21 protein-coding genes are annotated in these 24,220 nt (G+C 69.8%); 4 read left to right on the forward strand and 17 right to left on the reverse strand.

The features are described 5' to 3' along the window. Positions 1-272: 272 nt before the first annotated feature. A complete protein-coding gene (locus tag OH735_RS06045) occupies positions 273-644 on the forward strand; it encodes a MarR family winged helix-turn-helix transcriptional regulator (protein WP_406380102.1) in 372 nt (123 codons plus the stop codon). 38 nt (positions 645-682) lie between these two features. On the opposite strand, the gene OH735_RS06050 is transcribed toward OH735_RS06045, so the two are convergent. The 15 genes from OH735_RS06050 to pgsA form a co-directional block, all read right to left on the reverse strand. Further along, complete coding sequence (locus OH735_RS06050; RefSeq protein ID WP_406380104.1) at positions 683-3,262, reverse strand: RelA/SpoT family protein; 2,580 nt, start codon at positions 3,260-3,262, stop codon at positions 683-685. 169 nt (positions 3,263-3,431) lie between these two features. Beyond that, entirely contained in the window at positions 3,432-3,986 is a 555-nt protein-coding gene (locus tag OH735_RS06055; RefSeq protein WP_406380105.1) for an adenine phosphoribosyltransferase, read from the reverse strand. Next, positions 3,983-5,089 (reverse strand): protein translocase subunit SecF, encoded by a 1,107-nt coding sequence (secF, locus tag OH735_RS06060; protein WP_406380107.1) that lies wholly within the window; start codon positions 5,087-5,089, stop codon positions 3,983-3,985. Before secF ends, OH735_RS06055 begins: the two co-directional genes overlap by 4 nt. A 1-nt stretch (position 5,090) precedes the next feature. Next, positions 5,091-6,839, reverse strand: coding sequence for a protein translocase subunit SecD (gene secD / locus OH735_RS06065; RefSeq protein WP_406380109.1), 1,749 nt, complete (start codon positions 6,837-6,839; stop codon positions 5,091-5,093). A 147-nt stretch (positions 6,840-6,986) separates the two neighbouring features. Next, a complete protein-coding gene (yajC, locus tag OH735_RS06070; RefSeq protein WP_406380111.1) occupies positions 6,987-7,478 on the reverse strand; it encodes a preprotein translocase subunit YajC in 492 nt (163 codons plus the stop codon). 164 nt (positions 7,479-7,642) lie between these two features. Further along, positions 7,643-8,746, reverse strand: a complete 1,104-nt coding sequence (gene ruvB, locus OH735_RS06075; protein WP_406380113.1) for a Holliday junction branch migration DNA helicase RuvB — start codon at positions 8,744-8,746, stop codon at positions 7,643-7,645. A gap of 160 nt (positions 8,747-8,906) precedes the next feature. Then, a complete protein-coding gene (gene ruvA, locus OH735_RS06080) occupies positions 8,907-9,530 on the reverse strand; it encodes a Holliday junction branch migration protein RuvA (protein WP_406380115.1) in 624 nt (207 codons plus the stop codon). Continuing rightward, on the reverse strand, positions 9,527-10,102 hold the full coding sequence (gene ruvC, locus OH735_RS06085; RefSeq protein ID WP_406380117.1) for a crossover junction endodeoxyribonuclease RuvC: 576 nt from the start codon (positions 10,100-10,102) through the stop codon (positions 9,527-9,529). Before ruvC ends, ruvA begins: the two co-directional genes overlap by 4 nt. A gap of 137 nt (positions 10,103-10,239) precedes the next feature. Further along, positions 10,240-10,992, reverse strand: a complete 753-nt coding sequence (locus OH735_RS06090; protein ID WP_406380119.1) for a YebC/PmpR family DNA-binding transcriptional regulator — start codon at positions 10,990-10,992, stop codon at positions 10,240-10,242. A gap of 61 nt (positions 10,993-11,053) precedes the next feature. After that, positions 11,054-11,647, reverse strand: coding sequence for a pyridoxal 5'-phosphate synthase glutaminase subunit PdxT (gene pdxT / locus OH735_RS06095; RefSeq protein WP_406380121.1), 594 nt, complete (start codon positions 11,645-11,647; stop codon positions 11,054-11,056). 6 nt (positions 11,648-11,653) lie between these two features. Continuing rightward, entirely contained in the window at positions 11,654-12,574 is a 921-nt protein-coding gene (pdxS, locus tag OH735_RS06100; protein WP_093898403.1) for a pyridoxal 5'-phosphate synthase lyase subunit PdxS, read from the reverse strand. 167 nt (positions 12,575-12,741) lie between these two features. Continuing rightward, entirely contained in the window at positions 12,742-13,239 is a 498-nt protein-coding gene (locus OH735_RS06105) for a hypothetical protein (RefSeq protein ID WP_406386432.1), read from the reverse strand. Between the two features lie 344 nt (positions 13,240-13,583). Continuing rightward, positions 13,584-14,771: a glycosyltransferase family 4 protein gene (locus tag OH735_RS06110; protein WP_406380123.1), complete on the reverse strand. Its 1,188-nt coding sequence runs from the start codon at positions 14,769-14,771 to the stop codon at positions 13,584-13,586. Then, on the reverse strand, positions 14,768-15,703 hold the full coding sequence (locus OH735_RS06115; RefSeq protein ID WP_406380125.1) for a phosphatidylinositol mannoside acyltransferase: 936 nt from the start codon (positions 15,701-15,703) through the stop codon (positions 14,768-14,770). Before OH735_RS06115 ends, OH735_RS06110 begins: the two co-directional genes overlap by 4 nt. Further along, a complete protein-coding gene (gene pgsA, locus OH735_RS06120) occupies positions 15,700-16,380 on the reverse strand; it encodes a phosphatidylinositol phosphate synthase (protein ID WP_406380127.1) in 681 nt (226 codons plus the stop codon). The genes OH735_RS06115 and pgsA overlap by 4 nt, the downstream gene beginning before the upstream one ends. 268 nt (positions 16,381-16,648) lie before the next feature. Here pgsA and OH735_RS06125 point away from each other — a divergent pair, with 268 nt between their 5' ends. Further along, positions 16,649-18,874: an elongation factor G-like protein EF-G2 gene (locus OH735_RS06125; RefSeq protein ID WP_406380129.1), complete on the forward strand. Its 2,226-nt coding sequence runs from the start codon at positions 16,649-16,651 to the stop codon at positions 18,872-18,874. 147 nt (positions 18,875-19,021) lie between these two features. Continuing rightward, positions 19,022-20,692: a hypothetical protein gene (locus OH735_RS06130; protein WP_406380131.1), complete on the forward strand. Its 1,671-nt coding sequence runs from the start codon at positions 19,022-19,024 to the stop codon at positions 20,690-20,692. A gap of 65 nt (positions 20,693-20,757) precedes the next feature. Here the strand turns inward: OH735_RS06130 and OH735_RS06135 are convergent, their stop codons facing one another. After that, a complete protein-coding gene (locus OH735_RS06135) occupies positions 20,758-21,318 on the reverse strand; it encodes an HIT family protein (protein ID WP_406380133.1) in 561 nt (186 codons plus the stop codon). A gap of 69 nt (positions 21,319-21,387) precedes the next feature. Between OH735_RS06135 and OH735_RS06140 the strand changes: the two genes are divergently transcribed. After that, positions 21,388-22,062, forward strand: coding sequence for a potassium channel family protein (locus OH735_RS06140; protein WP_406386434.1), 675 nt, complete (start codon positions 21,388-21,390; stop codon positions 22,060-22,062). Between the two features lie 100 nt (positions 22,063-22,162). Here OH735_RS06140 and thrS read toward each other — a convergent pair whose 3' ends face one another. After that, positions 22,163-24,148, reverse strand: a complete 1,986-nt coding sequence (thrS, locus tag OH735_RS06145; protein ID WP_406380135.1) for a threonine--tRNA ligase — start codon at positions 24,146-24,148, stop codon at positions 22,163-22,165. Positions 24,149-24,220 lie beyond the last annotated feature (72 nt).

Raw genomic sequence — 24,220 nt, forward strand, 5'->3', positions numbered from 1 at the left:
CGCGGCTGTCCGTTCGCCGTAGTGCATCGGGCCGCAGGGCCCCTGTCATGGACGGGGGCCCTGCGGCCTGTTCGCATCGAGCATGGAGGGCCCTGCGGCCTGTTCGGGTCGAGGAGGTGCGCGCCGTGCTGGTGGTGGGGCTGCTGGGTGCAGTCCGGCGCCAGGAGCCGGTCGTGCGGGGCCCGGGGCTCAGCCGCTCGCGCCCGCCGTGACGGGCTGCGGGGCGGCGGAGGTCAGACGACAGCCGTGGGCGTCAGGATCGACCGGCCGAGGTGGCTCTGCTGCGCGTGCTCTGCGCCAGCGAGGAACCCTTGCGGATCACCGATGTCGCCCAACGGCTGTTCGTCAGACCGCCGCATGTCACGCGGCAGGCGGCACGGCTGGAGGAGGACGGTCTGATCCGCCGCATGCCGGACCCGCGTGACCACCGCGCGCAGCTGCTGGAACCGACGGAGCGCGGCCGCACCATGGTGGAGCGGCTGTCGGAAGGCGTACGGAACACGTTCGGCGAGGTGCTGGGCGGCGTGCCGGACGAGGAAATCCGCAGCGCGGCGAAGGTCATCGGGCTGCCGGTCGCCGATTCGGCCACTCGGCTGCTCTCGGACCACGCCTCCGGCCACGACGAGCGGCAGCCCCCCGCGTAATCACGCGAAGGGCTGCCAGAAGGAGTGCCGTCGGCCGGTCAGGGCCTGCGCGCCGAGGTGACGCGGTAGACGTCGTAGACGCCTTCCACGCCCCGTACGGCCTTCAGTACGTGTCCGAGGTGCTTCGGGTCGCCCATCTCGAAGGTGAAGCGTGAGGTGGCCACCCGGTCCCGGGAGGTCTGGACGGCCGCCGAAAGGATGTTGACGTGCTGGTCGGACAGGACGCGCGTGACGTCCGAGAGCAGCCGCGACCGGTCCAGGGCCTCGACCTGGATGGCGACCAGGAAGACCGAGGACTGGGTCGGCGCCCACTCGACGTCCAGGATCCGTTCCGGCTGCTGCGACAGGGAGTCGACGTTGACGCAGTCGGCGCGGTGCACGGAGACGCCGCTGCCACGGGTGACGAAGCCGATGATCGGGTCGCCGGGGACAGGCGTGCAGCAGCGGGCCAGTTTGACCCAGACGTCCTCGACGCCCTTGACGACGACACCGGGATCGGCGTTGGAGCGGCGCTTGCCGCGGCCGCGCGAGGGCGGCGAACTCTCCGCGATGTCCTCGTTGGCGGCGTCCTCGCCGCCGAGCGCCTGGACGAGCTTCTGTACGACACCGGCGGCGGCCACATGGCCCTCGCCGATCGCCGCGTACAGGGACGAGATGTCGGGGTAGCGCATCTCGTGGGCGAGGGTCACCAGGGAGTCGCCGGTGAGGATGCGCTGGATCGGCAGGTTCTGCTTGCGCATGGCGCGCGCGATGGCGTCCTTGCCCTGCTCGATCGCCTCGTCGCGGCGCTCCTTGGAGAACCAGGCGCGGATCTTGTTGCGGGCGCGGGGCGACTTGACGAAGCCCAGCCAGTCCCGGGACGGACCGGCACCGGCCGCCTTCGAGGTGAAGACCTCCACCAGGTCGCCGTTGTCCAGGGTCGATTCGAGCGGTACGAGCCGCCCGTTGACCCGTGCCCCTATGGTCCGGTGGCCGACCTCCGTGTGGACGGCGTACGCGAAGTCGACCGGCGTCGCACCCGCGGGCAGCGCTATGACGTCGCCCTTGGGCGTGAAGACGAAGACCTCGTTGCGGGAGAGGTCGAAGCGCAGCGACTCCAGGAACTCGCTGGGGTCCTCGGTCTCCTTCTGCCAGTCCAGGAGCTGGCGCAGCCACGCCATGTCGTTGACGGTGTCCTGGCGCGCGCCCTTGCCCGTGCTCTTGGGTACGTCGGTGCGCACCTTGGAGGCGCCCGCGACGGCCTCCTGCTTGTACTTCCAGTGCGCGGCGATGCCGTACTCGGCGCGGCGGTGCATGTCGAACGTACGGATCTGCAGCTCGACCGGCTTGCCGCTGGGACCGATGACCGTGGTGTGCAGCGACTGGTACATGTTGAACTTGGGCATCGCGATGTAGTCCTTGAACCGGCCGGGGACCGGATTCCATCGCGCGTGGACGGTGCCGAGCGCCGCGTAACAGTCGCGGACGGTGTCGACGAGGACCCGGATGCCCACCAGGTCGTAGATCTCGGCGAAGTCCCGGCCGCGCACGATCATCTTCTGGTAGACGCTGTAGTAGTGCTTCGGCCGGCCGGTGACCGTGGCCTTGATCCGGGCGGCACGCAGGTCGGCCTGGACCTCGTCGGTCACTATGGCGAGGTACTCGTCGCGCTTGGGGGCCCGCTCGGCGACGAGACGGACGATCTCGTCGTACATCTTGGGGTAGAGGATCGCGAAGGCGAGGTCCTCCAGCTCCCACTTGATGGTGTTCATGCCCAGGCGGTGCGCCAGCGGGGCGTAGATCTCCAGCGTCTCGCGGGCCTTCTTCTCCTGCTTCTCCCGCTTGAGGTAGCGCATGGTGCGCATGTTGTGCAGCCGGTCGGCGAGCTTGATGACGAGGACGCGGGGGTCCTTGGCCATGGCGACGACCATCTTGCGTACGGTCTCGGCCTGCGCGGCCTCACCGAACTTGACCTTGTCCAGCTTGGTGACGCCGTCGACGAGCAGGGCGACCTGGTCGCCGAAGTCCCGTCGCAGGGTGTCCAGGCCGTACTCGGTGTCCTCGACCGTGTCGTGGAGCAGACCGGCCATCAGCGTCGCCGGGTCCATGCCGAGCTCGGCGAGGATGGTCGTGACGGCGAGCGGATGCGTGATGTACGGGTCGCCGCTCTTGCGCTTCTGACCGCGGTGCCAGCGCTCGGCGACCTGGTAGGCGCGCTCGATCTGGCGCAGTGTGGACGTCTCGATCTTGGGGTCGTTGCTGCGGACCGCCCGCAGGAGCGGTTCGAGGACCGGGTTGTACGGGCTGGAGCGCTGCACGCCGAGGCGGGCGAGCCTGGCCCGTACCCGGTTGGAGGAGCCGCTGGAGCGGGTCGCGGGAGCGGCCGGGGTGACCGGCTGGGCGGCGGGCTTCGCCGGGGGCTTCGGGGCGGACGCGGCCGGTGAGGCGGGCGTGACCGGCTGGGCGGGGGGAGCGGGCGCGGGCCGCAGCACCGCGGCACCGGCCGGCGCCGGGCCCGTACCGGGCTCGGGTGCCGGGGGCTTCGGCTTCTGCTCAGGCTGCTTCTTCCCGGGCGTGGCTGAGGCCGCCGCGGGCTTGTCGGGCTGCGGGGCGGCGACTGGCTGGGCCTCGTCTGGCAAGAGCGCTCCTCGTGCGGATCCGGATACCCGGAAAGGCCATCGTATCGATCCTGTGGCCCGTCCTCCCCCGGGGACCGTGAGACCCCTCACAACGCGGAACGGGCACCCGGTTGTTCCCGGGTGCCCGTTCTTCGCGCGTGCGCCGTTGCCGCGTACGGTTCGCTGCCGCTCAGACCGTGATCAGAACCTCCAGCGGCGCGCCGCGCAGGCCCTGCTCCAGACGGGCTCGACCGGGCAGGAAGCCGAGCTCCATGAGGACTGCGACACCCGCGACCTCGGCACCGGCCCGCCGGATCAGCTCCAGCGAGGCCTCGGCGGTGCCACCGGTCGCGAGGATGTCGTCGATGACCATGATCCGGTCGTCGGCGGACAGGTCCTCCGCGTGGATCTCGATCTCGGCGGTGCCGTACTCCAGGTCGTACGCCTGGCGGAGCGTGGCTCCGGGCAGCTTCCCCGCCTTGCGGACGGGTACGAAGCCGAGCCCGGCCCGGATCGCGACCGGGGCGGCCAGGATGAAGCCGCGTGCCTCGAGACCGACGATCTTCGTGGCGCCGTGGCGTACGCACAGTTCCGCGAGGGTCTCGGTGAGGGCCGCGAACGCTGCCGGGTCCGCGAGCAGCGGGGTGATGTCCTTGAACAGCACGCCCGGCTTGGGGTGGTCCGGCACATCACGGATCCGGCTGAGCAGGAGCTCGCGGACGCTCTCGGTGGTGCTGCTGGTCATCGACGCTTCCCCGAGGTCCGGCCATGGCCCGTGGGGGGCTCCTGGCGCTGGCCGACAACCGCGGCAGCGGGTGCGGCGTCCTGGGGGAAGTCGTCGTCGGAGGGCTCGTCCTCGGCGGACTCGCCCTTGGCGGCGGCTGCCGCGCGCTTGGCGAGGATCCGCTTCTTCAGGGCCTTCATCTGCGGGTCGCGTTCCTTGAGGTCGGCGACGAGCGGGGTGGCGATGAAGATCGAGGAGTACGCACCGGCGGCCAGGCCGACGAAGAGCGCCAGGGAGATGTCGTTCAGCATGCCGGCGCCGAGGACACCGCCGCCGATGAACAGCAGACCGGCGACCGGCAGCAGCGCCACGACGGTGGTGTTGATGGAACGGACCAGCGTCCCGTTGATGGAGCGGTTGGCGATCTCGCTGTACGTCCACCGGGTCTGCTTGGTGATCCCGTGCGTGCCCTCCTTGAGGCTGTCGAAGACGACGACCGTGTCGTAGAGGGAGTAACCGAGGATGGTCAGCAGACCGATCACGGTGCCCGGGGTGACCTCGAAGCCGACCAGGGCGTAGACACCGACCGTGATGGTGATGTCGTGGATCAGTGCGACCAGGGCCGCGATCGCCATGCGCCACTCGAAGGCGATGGCCAGGTAGATCACCACGAGGACCATGAAGATGCCGAGGCCGGTCCAGGCCTTGTTGGCGATCTGCTCACCCCAGCTGGGGCCGACCAGGTCGGCGGCGATCTTCTCCGTGGGGACGTTGAGGCCCTTGGAGAGCTGTTCCTTGATCTGGTCGGACTTCGCGGTGTCGACCTCGGTGATCTGGATACGCAGACCGCCGCTGTTGCCGAGCTTCTGGACGATCGCCTGGTGACCGGAGGCCTCCGTGGCCAGGTCCTCCGCCTGGGAGACGCTGGCGCTTGTCTTCGGAGTGGTGAAGACCGCGCCGCCCTTGAACTCGATGCCCATGTTCAGACCGCTGACCGCCAGGCCGACGATGGCCGTGATGGTGATCAGGATCGAGATCCCGTACCAGATCATGCGATTGCCGATGAAGTCGTAGCCGACCTCGCCGCGGTAGAGACGGGCGCCGAGAGTGCCGAGTCGCGACATCTCACGCCTCCTTCGGGTCAGTGGGGGCGTTGACACGGCGCGAGCGGCGCAGCGGCGGCTTGGCGCCGAGCCGCTTCGGGTCCAGACCGGACCACGGGTTACCGCTGGAGAAGAACTTCGTACGGGCCATCAGCGTCATGACGGGCTTGGTGAAGAGGAACACCACGACCACGTCGAGCAGGGTGGTGAGACCCAGCGTGAACGCGAAGCCCTGGACCTTGCCGACGGTGACGACGAAGAGCACCGCGGCGGCGAGGAACGACACGAAGTCGGAGACCAGGATGGTGCGCCGGGCGCGCGGCCAGGCTCGCTGGACGGCCGGGCGGAGCGTACGGCCGTCGCGGATCTCGTCGCGGATTCTCTCGAAGTACACGATGAAGGAGTCCGCGGTGATACCGATGGCCACGATGGCGCCGCAGACCGCCGGGAGGTTCAGTGCGAAGCCGATGGCCGGGCCGAGCAGCGACATGAGCGTGTAGGTCAGGATGCCGGAGGCCAGCAGGCTCAGGAGCGCGATGAACGCGAGGCCGCGGTAGTAGGCCACCAGGTAGATGACCACCAGGGCCAGACCGATGGCGCCGGCGATCAGACCGGCCCGGAGCTGCTCGCCACCGAGCGCGGCGGTGACGGTGGTGACGCTCTGCTCCTCGAAGGAGAGCGGCAGCGCACCGTAGGAGAGCACGTTGGCCAGATCCTCCGCGGACTGCTGGGTGAAGCTGCCGGAGATCTCGGCACTGCCGCTGAGCGTCGTGTTCACCTGCGGAGCGGAGACGACCTCGCCGTCCAGGGCGATGGCGAACTGGTTCTGCGGGGACTGCAGTGCGGAGAGCTTCTTGGTGATCGTCTGGAATTCCTTGGAGCCCTTCTCGGTGAACTCCATGTTGACGATCCACATGCCGCGCTGCTGGTCGAAGCCGGCCTTGGCGTTGTCGACCTCCGTGCCGGACACCTCGGCCGGACCGAGGACGTACTTGGCGTCGCCCTCGGAGCTGCACGCGACGACCGTGTCGGTGGGCTTGGCGCCCATTGCGGCCTCGGCGCGGGAAGCCTTGCTGGAGCAGTCGAGCGCCGCGAACTGCTTCTGGAGCTTGGCGGCGGCCGCCTCTTCCGCGGCGGAGGGAGCGGATGCGGAGGGCTCCGGTGTGGTGGCGGCGGAGCCGCTCGCCTTGGGGCTCGGTGTGACGTCGGCCTTGAGGCCGTCGGTGACCGCGCGGCCCTGCGTGGAGGCGCCGGCGCTCGGCGTCGCCGACGCCTTGCCGTCGACCGATGCCGAGGCGCTCGGGCTCGCGGACGGGCTGGGCTTGCCGGACGACGAGGCGCTGGGCGTCGGTGTGGGCGTGCCCTGGGCGACGGTCAGCACCGGCCGGAAGTAGAGCTTGGCGGTGGTGCCGACCTGCTCACGGGCCTGGGCGGAGTTCGTGCCCTTGGGGATGTTGACGATGATGTTGCGATCGCCCTGGGACTGGACCTCGGCCTCGGAGACGCCAAGACCATTGACACGGCGTTCCATGATCTGGACCGCCGTGTCCATGTTGGTCTTGTTGATCGCCGATTCCTGGCCCGGCTCGCTCTTCGCCTTGAGGGTGATGGACGTGCCGCCCGCCAGGTCGATACCCAGACGTGGGGCCGTCTGACCCGCCAGGAACATCCCGCCGGTGAGCGCGACCATGGCGATCAGGATCAGAAGCAGGGAACGCCCCGGCCTGCCCTGACCGCCGGCCGGCCCTCGGCTCTTCTTCGGTGCTGCCACCTTCTCGTTTCTCCCTGTCCAACCGCCCCCGCGCCGGGTACGCGCCCGAGCGGCCACGAAGTGTTGTGGGGACCCGCCCCCGCAGAAGATCGCACGGTCCGGGGAGTGCCTGATGCCGGTGGGCTCATGGCATCCCCGGGTCGTGGGTTACTTGGCGTCGGCCTCGCCGTCGGTCTTGCCCTCGGACTTCTTGTCGGACGCGACGTCCGTCGGCTCGGCGTCGGCGGCGTCGGCCTTCTTGCCCAGGTCGATCTTGGCGTCGTCCGAGGTGTCCTCGTCGGCGCCGGCCTCGGCCTCGGTCAGCGAGGAGGCATCGTCCGGCACGACCGCGCCGTCGATGTCGAAGGCGTTCTCGCCGTCGCCGTGGACGATGCGGTTGTACTCCGCGTCGTCGAGGACGGCGCCGATGGCGTTCTTGGCGTAGACGGCGTGGACGCCGGGCGCGATCTCAAGGAGAACCGTGTCGTCGTGAAGTTCCTTGACGGTGGCGTACATGCCCCCGATCGTCCGGACGCCGGTGCCGGGCTGCATATCGTTGCGCATCTGGGCGGCGGCCGCCTGCTTCTTCTTGGCGGACCGCGTCATCAGGAACATGGCCCCGATGAGCACGATGAAGGGGAGAAGAGACACGGGATTCACGGGACGAGTTTCCTTCGCACGACCGCGCTGCACGGCGGCCTGATCTACGGGGGTGGGAACACCGACCTTTAAGGGCGGCATCGGCGGAGTCTAAGCGAGTCCGCATCGATGGAACAACGCCCGGCACGGCTCGGTGGTTCCTGTCCGGGTGAACCTGTGACGCATCACGCCCTGAACAGGCCCTGTTGTCCCTTTCCATCCTGCTGCGGAGGTACGAGACCGAGGTGGGCCCACGCCGCGGGTGTCGCGACGCGCCCCCGCGGCGTCCTGGCCAGCAGCCCTTCCCGTACCAGGAAGGGCTCGGCGACCTCCTCGACCGTTTCGCGCTCCTCGCCCACGGCTACCGCGAGGGTGGACAGCCCGACGGGGCCGCCGCCGAAGAGTTTCAGCAGGGCGCCGAGCACCGCCCGGTCCAGCCGGTCGAGACCTCGGGCATCGACCTCGTAGACCCCGAGGGCCACGGAGGCGACGGTGCGGTCGATCCGCCCGTCCGCCTTGACCTGGGCGTAGTCCCGGACGCGCCGCAGCAGCCGGTTGGCGATACGGGGGGTACCGCGGGAGCGCCCGGCGATCTCGGCGGCGCCCTCCGTGTCTATCGCCACGTCGAGGAGGCGGGCGGAACGGTGGATGACGCGTTCCAGTTCGGTGGGGGCGTAGAACTCCATGTGGCCGGTGAAGCCGAAGCGGTCGCGCAGCGGGGGCGGCAGCAGTCCGGCCCTGGTGGTGGCGCCCACCAGGGTGAACGGCGGCAGTTCCAGCGGGATGGCGGTGGCGCCGGGGCCCTTGCCGACGATGACGTCGACCCGGAAGTCCTCCATCGCCATGTAGAGCATCTCCTCGGCGGGCCGCGACATGCGGTGGATCTCGTCGAGGAAGAGGACCTCGCCCTCCTGGAGCGAGGAGAGAATCGCGGCAAGATCACCCGCATGCTGGATGGCGGGGCCGGAGGTGATCCGGATCGGTGCGCCCATCTCGGTCGCGATGATCATGGAGAGGGTGGTCTTGCCGAGGCCGGGGGGGCCGGAGAGCAGGACATGGTCGGCGGTGGCGCCGCGGGCCCTGGCCGCCTTGAGGACCAGGTCGAGCTGTTCGCGCACCTTCTCCTGGCCGACGAATTCGTCGAGATCCTTCGGCCGCAGCGCCGCTTCGACCGCGGTGTCCTCGCCGTCCGCGTCGGCGTCGGCGTCGACAAGGCGTTCGTCCAGCCGCTCGCCGAGGCGCTCGCCGAGCGGCTCTTCGGTGTCGGGTCCGGTCTCGTCCCAGTTCATTCTGTCTGTCCCGCCTCGGGTGTTTCGGTGCCGTGCGGTGTCCGGCCCGGCGTCGGGGTGTCGGTGCCCCTGGGGGTGTGGCGCTCAGAGGCTGTCGGGTGACCTCCGACCGTGCCAGGGCGTGGCCGCCCGGTCGGAGGTCACCCGACAGCCTCTCAGGTCAGCGCGCGCGGTTGAGGGTCTGCAGCGCGGCGCGCAGCAGTTGCGGCACGGGGGCCTGCCCGCCCTCGGCCAGCGCTGCCTCGGCCTGCGGGGTGACCGCGGCGACCGCTTCGTCGGCCTCGCGGGTGGCGTAGCCGAGACCGATCAGGGCGGCCTGCAGCTGGTCGCGCCAGGAGGAGGTGACGGCGGTGCCGATGCCCTGCCGGCCGATCTGGACGACGGGCTCGCCGAGTCTGTCCTTCAGTTCGAGGAGGAGTTTCTGCGCGCCCTTCTTGCCGATACCGGAGACGGCTGTGAGCGCCTTCTCGTCGCCGGTGGCGACCGCGATCCGCAGGGCGTCCGGGGTGTGGGTGGCGAGCATGGCCTGGGCGAGCCGGGGGCCGACTCCGCTGGCGGTCTGGAGCAGCTCGAAGACCTGCCGCTCGTCGTCGTCGGCGAAGCCGTAGAGGGTGAGCGAGTCCTCCCGTACGACGAGGGAGGTGGCGAGCCTGGCCTCCCGGCCGATCCGGAGGCCGGCCAGGGTGTTCGGGGTGCACTGGACGGCCATGCCGATGCCGCCGACCTCGATCACGGCCGTGGTCGGGGCGAGCGCGGCCACGGGGCCGCTGACGAAGGCGATCATCGGGGGACCTTCCGGACGGGAACTGCGGGTGTACGGGAACCACGAGCGGTGCGGGCCGCGGCGGCGGCCGCCGCGTGCGCCTGCTGGAGACGGTTGACGGCGGGGGCGCGCCAGATGTGGCAGATGGCGAGCGCGAGGGCGTCGGCCGCGTCGGCCGGTTTCGGCGGGGCGTCGAGCCGCAGCAGCCGGGTGACCATCGCTCCGACCTGCGCCTTGTCGGCGCGGCCGCTGCCGGTGACGGCCGCCTTGACCTCGCTGGGGGTGTGCAGGGCGACGGGGATGCCGCGGCGTGAGGCGCAGAGCATGGCGACGGCGCTGGCCTGGGCCGTGCCCATCACCGTACGGACGTTGTGCTGGCTGAACACCCGCTCCACGGCGACGAATTCGGGCCGGTGCTCGTCCAGCCACTCCTCTATGCCGCGCTCGATGGTGACCAGCCGCAGGCCGAGCTCCGCATCGGCCGGGGTGCGGACGATGCCGACGCCGAGCATCGTCAGGGGCCGCCCGGCGACGCCTTCGACAACGCCGACACCACACCGGGTCAGCCCCGGGTCGACGCCGAGTACCCGCATGGGACGCCCCCTCCGAACCGATCGGTCAACTGTTCCCGCAGGCTATCGGCTCGCACTGACAAAGCGGCGGGCAATGCGACGGGCCGACGGGGTGTGTCCCCCGTCGGCCCGTCCGTGAAGGCTGTGCCGATCCCGGCTCAGGCGTCCACCTTCTCCATGACCTCGTCGGAGACATCGAAGTTGGCGAAGACGTTCTGCACGTCGTCGCTGTCCTCCAGCGCGTCGATCAGCTTGAAGATCCTGCGCGCGCCCTCCTCGTCCAGCTCGACCTGCATGGTGGGCAGGAAGTTGGCCTCGGCGGAGTCGTAGTCGATGCCGGCCTGCTGGAGCGCCGTACGGACCGCGACCATGTCGGTGGCCTCGCTGACGACCTCGTAGGTGTCACCCAGGTCGTTGACCTCCTCGGCGCCCGCTTCGAGGACGGCGCCCAGGACGTCGTCCTCGGTCAGTTCGCCCTTGGGGACGATCACGACGCCCTTGCGGTTGAAGAGGTACGAGACCGAACCCGGGTCGGCCATCGAACCACCGTTGCGGGTCATCGCGACGCGCACGTCGGAGGCGGCACGGTTGCGGTTGTCGGTCAGGCACTCGATGAGCACCGCGACACCGTTCGGGCCGTAACCCTCGTACATGATCGTCTGGTAGTCGACGCCGCCCGCTTCGAGACCGCCACCGCGCTTGACCGCGGAGTCGATGTTCTTGTTCGGTACGGAGCTCTTCTTGGCCTTCTGGATCGCGTCCACAAGGGTCGGGTTTCCATCGGGGTCCACACCGCCGGTGCGCGCCGCGACCTCGATGTTCTTGATCAGCTTCGCGAAGAGCTTGCCGCGCTTGGCATCGATCACGGCCTTCTTGTGCTTCGTCGTAGCCCATTTAGAGTGGCCGGACATCTGCCTTCTCCTTCGCGTCACCAAAATCGGTTCGAACCCGAGAGATCCTACCGGGATCGAGTCAGCCGACTGCGCGCACCATGTCCACGAACAAGGCGTGAACCCGGTGGTCCCCGGTCAGTTCCGGGTGGAAGGACGTCGCGAGGATGTTCCCCTGGCGTACGGCGACGATGTGACCGCCGTGCTCCGCCACCACCTCGGCCCGTGCGCCGACCGACTCCACCCACGGGGCGCGGATGAACACGCCCTCGACCGGGCCGCCCTCGATCCCGGCGACCTCGACGGCCGCCTCGAACGACTCGTTCTGCCGCCCGAAGGCGTTACGGCGCACGATCATGTCGATGCCGCCGACGGTCTCCTGGCCCGAACGCGGGTCGAGGATCTTGTCGGCGAGCAGGATCATTCCGGCGCAGGTGCCGTACACCGGCATCCCGTCCCGGACCCGTTCGCGCAGTGGTTCCAGCATGCCGAACAGGGCAGCCAGTTTGGACATCGTGGTGGACTCGCCACCGGGAATGACCAGGCCGTCGACCTCGGCGAGCTCCTCGGGACGCCGGACCGGCCTGGCCAGGGCGTCCGCCGAGGCCAGGGCGATCAGGTGTTCCCGTACGTCGCCCTGGAGAGCCAGGACTCCGATCACAGGGGTGTCGCTCATCAGTGACTACCAGCCGCGGTTGGCGTAGCGCTCGGCCTCGGGCAGGGTGTCGCAGTTGATGCCGACCATGGCCTCGCCCAGGTTCCGGGAGGCGTCCGCGATGATCTTCGGGTCGTCGTAGAAGGTGGTGGCCTTCACGATGGCGGCGGCGCGCTTGGCGGGGTCGCCGGACTTGAAGATGCCGGAGCCGACGAAGACGCCCTCGGCGCCGAGCTGGCGCATCAGCGCGGCGTCGGCGGGGGTGGCGACGCCGCCCGCGGAGAACAGCACGACGGGCAGCTTGCCGAGCTCGGCGACCTCCTTGACCAGCTCGTACGGGGCGCGGAGCTCCTTGGCGGCGGCGTACAGCTCGTTGTTGTCGTAGCCGCGCAGCCGGGCGATCTCGTTCTTGATCTGGCGCAGGTGACGGACGGCCTCGACGACGTTGCCGGTGCCGGCCTCGCCCTTCGAACGGATCATGGCCGCGCCCTCGGCGATGCGGCGCAGGGCCTCGCCCAGGTTGGTGGCGCCGCAGACGAACGGGGTGGTGAAGGCGAACTTGTCGCTGTGGTTGACCTCGTCGGCCGGGGTGAGGACCTCGGACTCGTCGATGTAGTCGACCCCGAGGGACTGCAGGACCTGGGCCTCGACGAAGTGCCCGATGCGGGACTTCGCCATGACCGGGATGGAGACGGCCTCGATGATCTCCTCGATCATGTTCGGGTCCGACATCCGGGCCACGCCGCCGTCCTTACGGATGTCGGCGGGCACCCGCTCCAGTGCCATGACGGCCACGGCGCCCGCGTCCTCGGCGATCTTCGCCTGCTCGGCATTGACGACATCCATGATCACGCCGCCCTTGAGCTGCTCGGCCATGCCGCGCTTGACGCGGGCGGTGCCGGTGGCCGGGGAGTCGGCGGACTGCGGGGTGGTGGGAAGCGTGGACACGGATCGACCTCACTCGGAGAAAAGTTGCTGAATGCGCTGTTTGGTGCTGAGCAGAGCAAACTCTCCGGGACCAGTCCACAGCAAGGGCCAATAGCAGGCCGGTGGATCGTTTTGGACTCGTACGGGACGGGCTGTGGCCCCGGTCACGTACGGGTGAGACCGCCGGATCAGCTGACGGGGCGGTCCGCCAGGGCGGCCGGTGGTTCGTCGTCCATCTCGAAGGCGAGCGGGAAAGGGGCGTGCCCGGACAGCCGGAACCACCGCACCGTACGGTGCCTGCGCAGCGCACGCGCCGCGCGCACCGCGTCGTTGTGGAACCGCCGGGCCATCGGGACCCGGCGCACGGCCGCGGCGAGTTCGGACGCCGCCTCCTCGCCGCCGGGGATCTCCTTCACGCTCTCCACCTGCGCCCGCTCGCCGAAGACCGCCCGCAGCGCGGTGCTCAGCTCGCTCTCCGCGACCTCGCGGTGTTCCTCCTCCGCCTGACGGGCGGCGTGCGCGGCCTCGTACAGCACGATGGACGCGGCCGGGTCGAGAACACCCGAGGTGGCCAGTTCCTGGGTGACCGAGGCGCGACGCAGGAGCTGCGCGTCGAGAGCCGCGCGGGCGGCGTCGATACGGGTGTGCAGCCGGTCCAGCCGTCCCGCGGTCCAGCTGAGGTACATGCCGATCGCGACGACCGCGACGGCGATCCAGATGAGGGTTTCGATCACGGGCGGCAAGGCTACCGTCGGGGCGCGGGCGGTGCGGCCGTACGGCCCGGGCACGGGCGGCGACGGGGACGGGCCCGGTAGCCGCCGTAGCGGCGCTCCGGACACCGCTCCTCACTCGCCGGACGGGCGTGAAATCGCCGCGCGCATCGCTCTGCGTGCCTTGATACGTCACGCGAGCCGCGCACGATCGAACGAGAGGTCTTAGGGGCCTGTCCGGCCTGAACCCGCCGGACAGGCCCTAGCTAGTGCCGTGACCGGCAAGCTTTGCGACGGGGCAAAGCTTGCCAGGAGGGGCGCTAGTCCCGCGTCAGGCCGAAGCGGGCGCGCAGGCCCGTGCGTTCGTCGGCCGCCACGGATGCCGCGCCGTCCGTCACCGTCTCGTACACCGCGAGGATGTCCGCCCCGACCGTCGACCAGTCGAAGCGCCGCACGTGCGCGGCTCCCCGCTCGCGCAGCTCCGCGCGCCGCTCCGGATCGCCGAGCAGCCGGATCGCCGCCGACGCCAGCGCGTCCGCGTCCTCGTTGGTGAAGAGTTCGCCCGCCGCGCCCAGATCCAGGACCTGCGCGAACGCATCCAGATCACTGGCCAGGACCGGCGCGCCGGCCGACATCGCCTCGACCAGGATGATCCCGAAGCTCTCGCCGCCCGTATTGGGCGCGACGTACACATCGACGCTGCGCAGCAGCCGCGCCTTGTCCTCGTCGCTCACCATGCCGAGGAATTCGACACGCCCGCGCATCTCCTCGGGCAGCGAGGCGACGGCCTCCTCCTCGTCGCCCCGGCCCGCCACCAGCAGCCTGGTATCCGGCCGTGCGGCGAGGATCGCGGGCAGCGCCCTCATCAGGACGGGCAGGCCCTTGCGGGGCTCGTCGATGCGCCCGATGAAGCCGATCGTGCCGCCCGCGACCGAGCTTCGCGCCCCCTTCGACTGCCACTCGGCCTTGGGCTCGGCACCGGCGAAGAAGCCGACATCGACTCCGTTCGGGATGACGACCGCGTCACCGCCGAGGTGCTCGACCAGGGTCCGGCGCGCGTACTCGCTCACCGCGATGCGCGCGCTGATCTTCTCCAGCGCGGGCTGCAGGATGGGGTATGCGGCGATCATCGCCCGGGAGCGCGGGTTCGAGGTGTGGAACGTCGCGACGATGGGGCCCTGCGCGGCCCAGCAGGCGAGCAGCCCCAGCGACGGCGACGTCGGCTCATGGATGTGGATCACGTCGAACGTGCCGTCGTGCAGCCAGCGGCGCACCCGGGCTGCCGAAAGGAAGCCGAAATTCAGCCGGGCCACGGAGCCGTTGTACGGGACGGGCACGGCCCGGCCCGCGGAGACCACGTACGGCGGCAGCGGAGTCTCGTCGTCGGCGGGCGCCAGCACCGACACCTGATGTCCCAGCCGGATCAGGTGCTCGGCCAGGTCCCGGATGTGGAACTGCACGCCGCCCGGTACGTCCCAGGAGTACGGGCATACGATGCCGATCTTCACTGCCGGTCCTCCCGGTTCTCCAGATCGGCCGACCAGAGCCGCTGCAGCATGTGCCAGTCCTCCGGATGTTCGGCGATCCCGACAGCGAAGGCATCGGCCAGCGCCTGTGTCATGGAGGACGTCTTCTCGTCGCGGTTGCCTGACTCGGGCACCTCGACGGGCGGATGGATGCGCGCCTTCATCACCGGCGTCTCGTCGTACGAGAGGGTCACGGGCAGCAGCAGCGCCCCGGTCTGCTGGGCGAGCAGTGCCGGTCCCGCGGGCATGCGCGCGGTGTCCCCGAAGAACGTCACCTCGACGCCGGAGGCCGACAGGTCGCGGTCGGCGACCAGGCAGACCAGGCCGCCCGCGCGCAGCCGTCGCGCCAGGGTGCCGAAGGCGGCGCCGCCGCTGTGCGGCAGGACCTCCATGCCGAGCCCCTCCCGATAGGCCACGAACCGGTCGTACAGCGTCTCGGGCTTGAGCCGCTCGGCGACCGTGGTGAAGGGCACCTCGAGGTCGGTGGTGACCCAGGCTCCCGCCAGGTCCCAGTTCCCCAGGTGCGGCAAGGCGAGGATGACGCCGCGGCCGGTGTCCAGCCCGTCGGTCAGCCGGTGCGCGTCCGTCACCTCTATGGACGCCTTGATCCGCGCCGGACTCCAGGTGGGCAGCCGGAACGATTCCATCCAGTAGCGCATGTACGAGCGCATCCCGGCCTTGGAGAGCGCGGCGAGCCGGGCCGGCGACGCCCCGGGCACGACCCGCGCCAGATTCGACTCCAGCCGCAGCACGCCCTTGCCCCGCCGCTTCCACGCCTGGTCGGCGATGGTGCGGAAGAGGGCCCGGGCGACCGGCTCGGGGAGCTTCTTCACAGCGGCCCAGCCGAACCCGTACAGCCCGTCGGTCAACCGGTCCCGCAGGCCGGTCCGCGCCTCCCCCGGTGCGCCGCTCACTGCGCGGCCCCGCTCCCCCGGTCCGCGACCTTGGCCTCGGCCTCGGCGGCATCGGCCTCGGCGGACTCACGGCGCACCGTCACGACCCGCTGCACGAGCGTCACCAGGCTGCCCGCGGCGACGATCCACAGCGCGATCGGCAGCAGGACCTGGATCCCGGGCACACCGAACTTGTGCAGACCGGCGAACCCGGCCGCGACCAGCGAAATCACCAGCCGCTCGGCGCGCTCCACGAGCCCGTTGACCGCGACCGGCAGCCCGATCGACTCACCACGCGCCTTCGTGTACGAGACCACCTGGCCGCTCGCCAGGCAGAAGATCGCGACCGCGCACATCACGTTGTCGTCGCCCTTGCCCGCGTACCAGAGCGCGAATCCGCCGAAGATCGCCCCGTCGGCGACCCGGTCGAGGGTCGAGTCCAGGAACGCGCCCCAGCGGCTGGAGATACCGGCCTGCCGGGCCATGTTCCCGTCGACGAGGTCGGAGAACACGAAGATCGTGATGACGATCGTGCCCCAGAAGAACTCCCCCATCGGGAAGAAGACCAGCGCACCTGCCATCACCCCGGCCGTACCGATCAGAGTGACCGCATCGGGGCTCACGCCGAGACGGAGCAACAGTGCGGCGAACGGGGTGAGGACACGCGTAAAAAATGCACGCGCGTACTTGTTCAGCATGGCCTTCCCGAGGGTCGGTGGGCCGAGCGGCCCCTTCGGCCACCGGCTGGCCCATCGTAGTCACGCGCGCCGGACTCCACCGGCCGGGCACCCGGCCTCGCACGACGGCGCCCGACGTATGGACGCGACCCGGCGGGAGTGGAAAGCTCGAATTACCGCGGGCGTCGCCGTAGCCGCCGCGGCGGCTCCTCCGTGCCCGTGCACCCTTCTCCCCACACCGCGCCGGCTTTTCTTCCCGCTCCGCGCCACTATCTGGGAGGCACGCATCATGGGCGACAAGGCACACGCACACACCGGGGCCGCCGGCAGGGCAGCGACGGCCGACCAGCCCTCATCGATACGGAATGTGGTGCTGGTCGGCCACAGCGGCTCCGGCAAGACCACCCTCGTCGAGGCCCTCGCACTGACCGCGGGTGCGGTCAACCGGGCAGGCCGGGTCGAGGACGGCACGACGATCTCCGACTTCGACGAGATCGAACACCGCCAGCAACGCTCCGTACAGCTCTCCCTCGTCCCCGTCGAATGGGGTGGATACAAGATCAACCTGCTGGACACCCCGGGATACGCGGATTTCGTCGGGGAACTCAGGGCCGGTCTGCGCGCGGCGGACGCGGCCCTGTTCATCGTGTCCGCCGCCCAGGAGGCCGACGCCGTGGCGGGCGCCACCCGCGCCGTGTGGGACGAGTGCGCCGCCGTCGGCATGCCCCGCGCCATCGTCGTCACCCACCTCGACACCGCGCGCACCTCGTTCGACCGGATGACCCGGATCTGCGGCGAGATCTTCGGCGGCGACGACCCCGACGCCGTACTCCCGCTCTATCTGCCCGTCCTCGGCCCCGAGGGTCCTGACGGACACGCCCCGCTCACCGGCCTCACCGGACTCCTCACCCAGCGGATCTTCGACTACTCCTCGGGCGAGCGGCAGGAGCACCCGCCCGCCGACGCCCAGCAGACCCCGCTCCAGGAGGCCCGCAACCGGCTCATCGAGGGAATCATCGCCGAGAGCGAGGACGAGACCCTGATGGACCGCTACCTCGACGGGGCCGACATCGACATCAAGACACTCATCGACGACCTGGAACGCGCCGTCGCCCGGGACGCCTTCCACCCCGTACTCACCGCCGCCCCGGCCGCCGAGGGCGCCCGCCAGGGCGTCGGCACCGTCGAGCTCCTCGACCTCATCACCGGCGGCTTCCCGACCCCGCGGGAGCGCCCGCTCCCCGAAGTCACCCCCCTGCACGGCGCGCCCCGGCCGGTCCTCACCTGCGACCCGCAGGGCCCGCTCCTCGCGGAGGTCGTCAAGACGGCCTCCGACCCGTACGTCGGCCGCGTCTCGCTCGTACGCGTCTTCTCCGGCACCCTGCGCCCCGACGAAACCGTCCATGTCTTCGGCCACGGCCTCACCGACCCCGGCCACGAGACCCGCCCCTTCCACGAGACGGAGGTACGCGTCGGCGCCCTCTCCGCCCCCTCCGGCAAACAGCAGCAGCCCCTCACTTCATGCATCGCCGGAGATCTGGCCTGCGTCGCCAAACTGGCCGGCGCCGAGACCGGTGACACCCTGTCCGCCAAGGACCAGCCGCTGCTGATGGACCCCTGGGCCACCCCCGACCCCCTGCTGCCGCTCGCCATCCGGGCCCACAGCAAGGCCGACGAGGACAAGCTCTCCCAGGGGCTCTCCCGGCTCGTCGCCGAGGACCCGACCATGCGCCTCGAACAGAACCAGGACACCCACCAGGTGGTCCTGTGGTGCCTCGGCGAGGCACATCAGGACGTGGCCCTGGACCGGCTGCGCAGCCACTACGGGGTCCAGGTCGACTCCGTACCCCACAAGGTGCCGCTGCGCGAGACCTTCGCCGCCCCCGCGACCGGGCGCGGCCGGCATGTGAAACAGTCCGGCGGCCACGGCCAGTACGCCATCTGCGAGATCGACGTGGAGCCGCTGCCCCCGGGTTCGGGCATCGAATTCGTCGACAAGGTGGTCGGCGGAGCGGTACCGCGCCAGTTCATCCCGTCCGTCGAGAAGGGCGTGCGCGCCCAGGCCGCGCGCGGAGTGGCGGCCGGGCATCCGCTCGTCGACGTGCGCGTCACCCTGCGGGACGGAAAGTCCCACTCCGTGGACTCCTCCGACGCCGCGTTCCAGACGGCGGGCGCCCTGGCCCTGCGCGAAGCGGCCGCGGACACCCGCATCCAGCTCCTCGAACCCGTCGCCGAGGTCCGGGTCCTGGTCCCCGACGACTACGTCGGGACGGTCATGAGCGATCTGTCCGGGCGGCGCGGCAGGGTGATCGGAACCGAACAGTCCGGCCCCGGACGCACCCTCGTACGGGCCGAGGTGCCCGAGCTGGAGATCGGCCGGTACGCCATCGAACTCCGCTCCCTCTCCCATGGCGCCGGTCGTTTCGACCGGGCGTACGCCCGGCACGAAGCCATGCCCCCACAGCTCGCGGAGCGCATCCGCGAACAGCAGCAGAACAACCCGAATGGCGCGTAATCGGCTGTGCCGCCCGCCCTTGTCCACAGGGGCGGGCGGCGTGTTGATCCGGACGATACGCTGTGGTCCCAGCTCAGAAGGTGTGCCGGGCACGGCAGTTGGGAAACAGCCGCAGGAGCGGTTCCTTGGCGGCGAGTGGGGGCGACAGTGGCCAACGACGGATTCGATTTCTCTCCCGGAGCGCAGATCCCGCTCCAGGGCTCGGGCGGACAGGCGGTGGCGACGAACGCCCTCGCCTCCGCCGCATACCGCGACAGCCCGGTGGAGACGATCCTTGACGCCAACAGCGAGTGGCACAAGTCCGAAGTCAAAGCAAGCCGTTCCAAACTCTTCAAGTCCGACTACTTCAAGCCCAATCTCGGCGAGGCCTTCTCCCGCGCCGTCCAGGAACGCATGCTGGGCGGCGCCCGCAAGGCCCTCATCCAGTCCTTCGGGACCGACCCGCAGACCGTCGTCGAACACTGCCTGTCCGCTACCCGCCTCCGCAGGGCACGCGACACCAAACTGACCGCCGTCACCGCCCTGTTCGGCTTCCCCTTCCTGCCCGGCATGCTCCTGTGGGTCATCGCCTTCCGGCTGCGCGACGGGCTCGGCAACACCAAGGACAAGGCGCTCGCCACGCTGGGCAACGCCCTGCTCCCGGTCATCGGCATCGTGGCCCTGTTCTTCCTGATCAAGCTGCCGCTCACCGGATTCCTGGCGCTCTACGTACGGGCGATGATCGTCGCCCCCGTCATCGGCTGGCTCATCGCCAAGCGGATCGCCGAAGCCTCCGCCAAGGACATGCGCGCCCGCTGGGAAGGATTGCTCTCCGGCGGCGGTGTCATCGCCAAGATCCCCGAGGCCGTACCCAAGAACCCCAACGAGACGTCCCGCGAGGCACTGCGCCAGGGCCTGGAGAAGCTCTCCGCCGAGCAGCAGTCCAACTCGGTCTTCTACGCGGGCCCCAAGGGAATCCTCGGCATGGGCACCCGCTGGGGCAGCTGGCAGCTCGCCGAAGAGCTCGTCTCCAAGGAACCCGGCAAGGAATTCCACCAGTTCCGCAGCTGGGACCTGATACGCGCCATCCACGACCAGCTCAAGGTGCTGGAGCGCGGCCCGCTGAACACCGGCGGATTCCCGACCCCGTCGGTCACCCACTGGATCGTCTCCCCCGTCGGTGAGAACGCCGACTCGGTCTCCCGCCCCGACGGCGAGGACGTCGCCACCTTCCAGGTCAAACCGCACGAGATACAGCGGATCTGCAACCACCAGCAGTTCGGCGGCGGCGACCGGCACTACCTGGGCGTCCAGTTCACCCTCTGGGACGGCCAGTTGGTCATCACCATGATGATCACGGTCACGGTGCTCTACGAAACCCTGCGCATCGAAGTCACCGGACACGCACTCGGCCCGGTCCACTCGCTCTTCACCAGCAAGCCCGCGGCCAAGACCAAGACCGTCAACAAGACCGTCCGGTTCTGGGAGACCCGCGACATCACCCTCGCGCTGGTGGAACCCCGCGAAATCGTCCGCCTCGCCCTGCGCGCACCCTTCACCTGGTACCCACCGCTCCTCGACTACCTGGGCGGCAAAATCGCCCTGCCGGAGCCGTTCGGCCTGCGCCACGCCTGGGCCGAGAAGCCCTGGCGCCACCGCTTCATGGCCGATGACGCGATGCGCGCCGCCACGCCCGTCCTGCGCGCCGTGCACAGCGCCGCCCTGCGCGTCCTGGAGGAGAACGGGGTGGATACCGAACGCTTCGACAACCGCTCGATGATACTGAGCGGCCTGGTCCAGGACCCGACACCGCGCAAGGCCGACCTGTACGACGCGTAGACAGCGAAAGGCCGCCCCGGCAAAACGCGAAGACCGGGGCGGCCCCTTCGAAGCAACAGCTCGGATCAGCCCACCGGCCAGGCGTCGGCCAGCATCTTGCGCGTATCGGCGAGCAATTGCGGCAGCACCTTCGTGTGCCCGACCACCGGCATGAAGTTGGTGTCACCACCCCAGCGCGGCACCAGGTGCTGATGCAAGTGGGCCGCGATACCGGCCCCCGCGGAAGCACCCTGGTTGAGCCCGATATTGAACCCGTGCGCCCCCGACGCCGCCCGCAGCGCCACCATCGCCCGCTTGGTGAAGTCGGCCAGCTCCATGGTCTCCGGGCCGTCCAGCTCCGTGTAGTCCGCGACATGCCGGTACGGCACCACCATCAGGTGGCCACCGTTGTACGGGTACAGATTGAGCACGGCATAGACATGCTTGCCGCGCGCCACGACAAGCCCGTCCTCGTCCGACTGCGACGGAATCGCGCAGAACGGACAGCCATCGCCGGCCTCCGGACCGGACGGCTTGTTCTCGCCCTGGATGTACGCCATCCGGTGGGGCGTCCACAGGCGCTGGAACGCGTCGGGCGTCCCGACTCCGATCTGCTGCTCCGGCTCACTCGTCATGCCGATCAGCATATTGCTTCGCTCCCGGGCAGCGTGTCGCCGGGGCCGCACCCGTCGGCGCCCGGCGATGCTGGGGCGGTGATCGACCAGCGCGCGGACTCCACCCCACCTCGATTCAGGCGTTGGGAGCAGCGCACGGAAGTGCCGCTCTTCGGCGCCTCACTGCTCTTCCTGCTCGGTTACGCGGTCCGCGTGCTCGCCCCGCACGACGCCCGGCCCTGGCGCGAGATCGCCCTCGCACTGGTCTGCGCGACCTGGCTGTTCTTCGCCGCGGACTACGCGGTACGGCTCCGCCTCAGCGGCCTCGGTCCCCGTTTCGTCCGTGTGCACTGGCTGGACACGGTGGTCCTGCTGCTTCCCCTGCTGCGGCCGCTGCGGCTGATCCGGCTCTACACGGCGGTCCAGCAGCGCAGGGAGCAGCCGCGGCTGAGCCTGTACGCGCGCGTGATCGCTTACGCCGGCGTGAGCTCCCTGCTGCTCGGCTTCTCCGCCGCGCTCGCCGTGTACCACCAGGAGCACACCGCGGAGGGTGCCTCGATCCGCACGTTCGGCGACGCGGTGTGGTGGGCCTGCGCGACGCTCACGACGGTGGGGTACGGGGACACGGTGCCGGTCACCCCGAGCGGCCGGGTCGTGGCGTCGGGCCTGATGGCTTGCGGGCTGGCGCTGCTGGGGGCGGTGACGGGTTCGTTCTCGTCGTGGCTGCTGCACGTCTTCCGGCGGGAGGACGAGATGAGACCCCCGGAGGGCGGGTAGCTCTCCGGGGGCCGAATCCCCGCGTGCGCGGGGAGCACGGAGCCTTCGCCCTGTGCTGTTTCCGAATCTTCGGATCATCCCCGCCGCAGGCGGGGAACGTTCACGACTGCACCCGGCGCTCCACCACGTCAACGAGCTTCGCCAGCGCCTGGTCACGCGGAACACCGTTCTCCTGCGAGCCATCGCGGTACCGGAACGACACCGTGCCCGCGTTCATGTCCTCGTCACCAACGATGATCATGAACGGAACTTTCTGCTTCTGCGCGTTCCTGATCTTCTTCTGCATCCGGTCGGACGAGGCATCCACCTCGACCCGCAGGCCCTTCTTCCTTGCCTCCGCGGCGAACTCCTGGAGGTAGGGGATGTGGGCGTCGCCGATCGGGATTCCGACCGCCTGCACCGGAGCCAGCCACACCGGGAACGCACCCGCGTAGTGCTCCAGCAGCACGGCGAAGAAGCGCTCGATGGAGCCGAACAGGGCGCGGTGGATCATGACCGGGCGCTGCTTGGTGCCGTCCGGGCCGGTGTACTCCAGGTTGAAGCGCTCCGGCAGGTTGAAGTCGAGCTGGACGGTCGACATCTGCCAGGTACGGCCAATGGCATCGCGTGCCTGCACGGAGATCTTCGGGCCGTAGAACGCGGCGCCGCCCGGGTCCGGGACCAGCGGCAGGCCCTGCTTCTCGGCGACCTGGCGCAGCGTCTCGGTGGCCTCTTCCCACACCTCGTCGGAGCCGACGAACTTGACCGGGTCCTTGGTGGAGAGCTCCAGGTAGAAGTCGGTCAGACCGTAGTCGCGGAGCAGGTTCAGGACGAAGGTGAGCGTCTTGTCGAGCTCCTCCGCCATCTGCTCCTTGGTGCAGTAGATGTGCGCGTCGTCCTGCGTGAAGCCGCGGGCCCGGGTGAGGCCGTGCACGACGCCGGACTTCTCGTACCGGTACACGGTCCCGAACTCGAAGAGCCTCAAGGGCAGTTCACGGTACGAACGCCCGCGCGCATCGAAGATCAGGTTGTGCATCGGGCAGTTCATGGGCTTGAGGTAGTAGTCCACGCCCTCGTCGAGCTGCATGGGCGGGTACATGCCTTCGGAGTACCAGTCGAGGTGGCCGGACTTCTCGAAGAGCTTGCCCTTGGTGGCGTGCGGCGAGTAGACGAACTCGTAGCCCTCCTCCTCGTGCCGCCGGCGCGAGTAGTCCTCCATGGTGCGGCGGATGATGCCGCCCTTGGGATGGAAGACCGCGAGACCGGAACCGATCTCGTCCGGGAAGGAGAAGAGGTCAAGCTCGTTGCCGAGCTTGCGGTGGTCACGCTTGGCGGCCTCCTCCAGGAACTCCAGGTGCGCCTTGAGCTCGTCCTTGGTGGGCCAGGCGGTGCCGTAGATGCGCTGGAGCTGCTTGTTCTTCTCACTGCCGCGCCAGTACGCCGAAGCGTTCCGCATCAGCTTGAACGCCGGGATGAACCGGGTGGTCGGCAGGTGCGGGCCGCGGCACAGGTCCTTCCAGCACAGCTCGCCGGTCTTCGGATCGAGGTTGTCGTAGATGGTCAGCTCGCCGCCGCCCACCTCGACATCCGCGCCGTCGCCGGCGTTCTCGACCGAGTCGGAGCCCTTGATGCCGATGAGCTCCAGCTTGTACGGCTCGTCCGCCAGCTCCTCGCGCGCGGCCTCGTCCGTCACGACCCGGCGGGAGAACCGCTGCCCGCGCTTCTGGATCTCCTGCATCTTCTTCTCGATGGCCTTGAGGTCCTCGGGAGTGAACGGCTTCTCGACGTCGAAGTCGTAGTAGAAGCCGTCCTTGACCGGCGGGCCGATGCCCAGCTTGGCCTCGGGGAAGAGCTGCTGAACGGCCTGCGCCATGACGTGCGCGGTGGAGTGCCGCAGGATGTTCAGGCCGTCCTCGGAGGAGATCTCGACGGGCTCGACGACCTCGCCGTCGGCGACGGCGTACGCGAGGTCCTTCAGCTCACCGGCGACCCGGGCGGCGACAACGGTGCGCTCGCCGGGGAAGAGCTCGGCTGCCGTAGTGCCCGTCGTCACCACGCGCTCTTCCCGCTCGGAATCGCGTTGGATGATCACACGGACGTCTGACACCGGTCTCTCCTGACTCAGGGGGTACGCACGCATGCGTGGTGCGCGTGCGATACGAATCGTACCGAGCCGCGG

Source organism: Streptomyces sp. NBC_01618 (genome assembly GCF_045209435.1).
GTDB lineage: Bacteria > Actinomycetota > Actinomycetes > Streptomycetales > Streptomycetaceae > Streptomyces.

Coding starts and splice junctions, on each gene's coding strand:
- OH735_RS06055 (WP_406380105.1), bottom strand. CDS start 3,986: ATGACCAGCAGCACCACCGAGAGCGTCCGCGAGCTCCTGCTCAGCCGG.
- secF (WP_406380107.1), bottom strand. CDS start 5,089: ATGTCGCGACTCGGCACTCTCGGCGCCCGTCTCTACCGCGGCGAGGTC.
- ruvB (WP_406380113.1), bottom strand. CDS start 8,746: ATGAACTGGGACGAGACCGGACCCGACACCGAAGAGCCGCTCGGCGAG.
- ruvA (WP_406380115.1), bottom strand. CDS start 9,530: ATGATCGCCTTCGTCAGCGGCCCCGTGGCCGCGCTCGCCCCGACCACG.
- ruvC (WP_406380117.1), bottom strand. CDS start 10,102: ATGCGGGTACTCGGCGTCGACCCGGGGCTGACCCGGTGTGGTGTCGGC.
- OH735_RS06090 (WP_406380119.1), bottom strand. CDS start 10,992: ATGTCCGGCCACTCTAAATGGGCTACGACGAAGCACAAGAAGGCCGTG.
- pdxT (WP_406380121.1), bottom strand. CDS start 11,647: ATGAGCGACACCCCTGTGATCGGAGTCCTGGCTCTCCAGGGCGACGTA.
- OH735_RS06105 (WP_406386432.1), bottom strand. CDS start 13,239: ATGTACCTCAGCTGGACCGCGGGACGGCTGGACCGGCTGCACACCCGT.
- pgsA (WP_406380127.1), bottom strand. CDS start 16,380: ATGCTGAACAAGTACGCGCGTGCATTTTTTACGCGTGTCCTCACCCCG.
- OH735_RS06125 (WP_406380129.1), top strand. CDS start 16,649: ATGGGCGACAAGGCACACGCACACACCGGGGCCGCCGGCAGGGCAGCG.
- OH735_RS06135 (WP_406380133.1), bottom strand. CDS start 21,318: ATGCTGATCGGCATGACGAGTGAGCCGGAGCAGCAGATCGGAGTCGGG.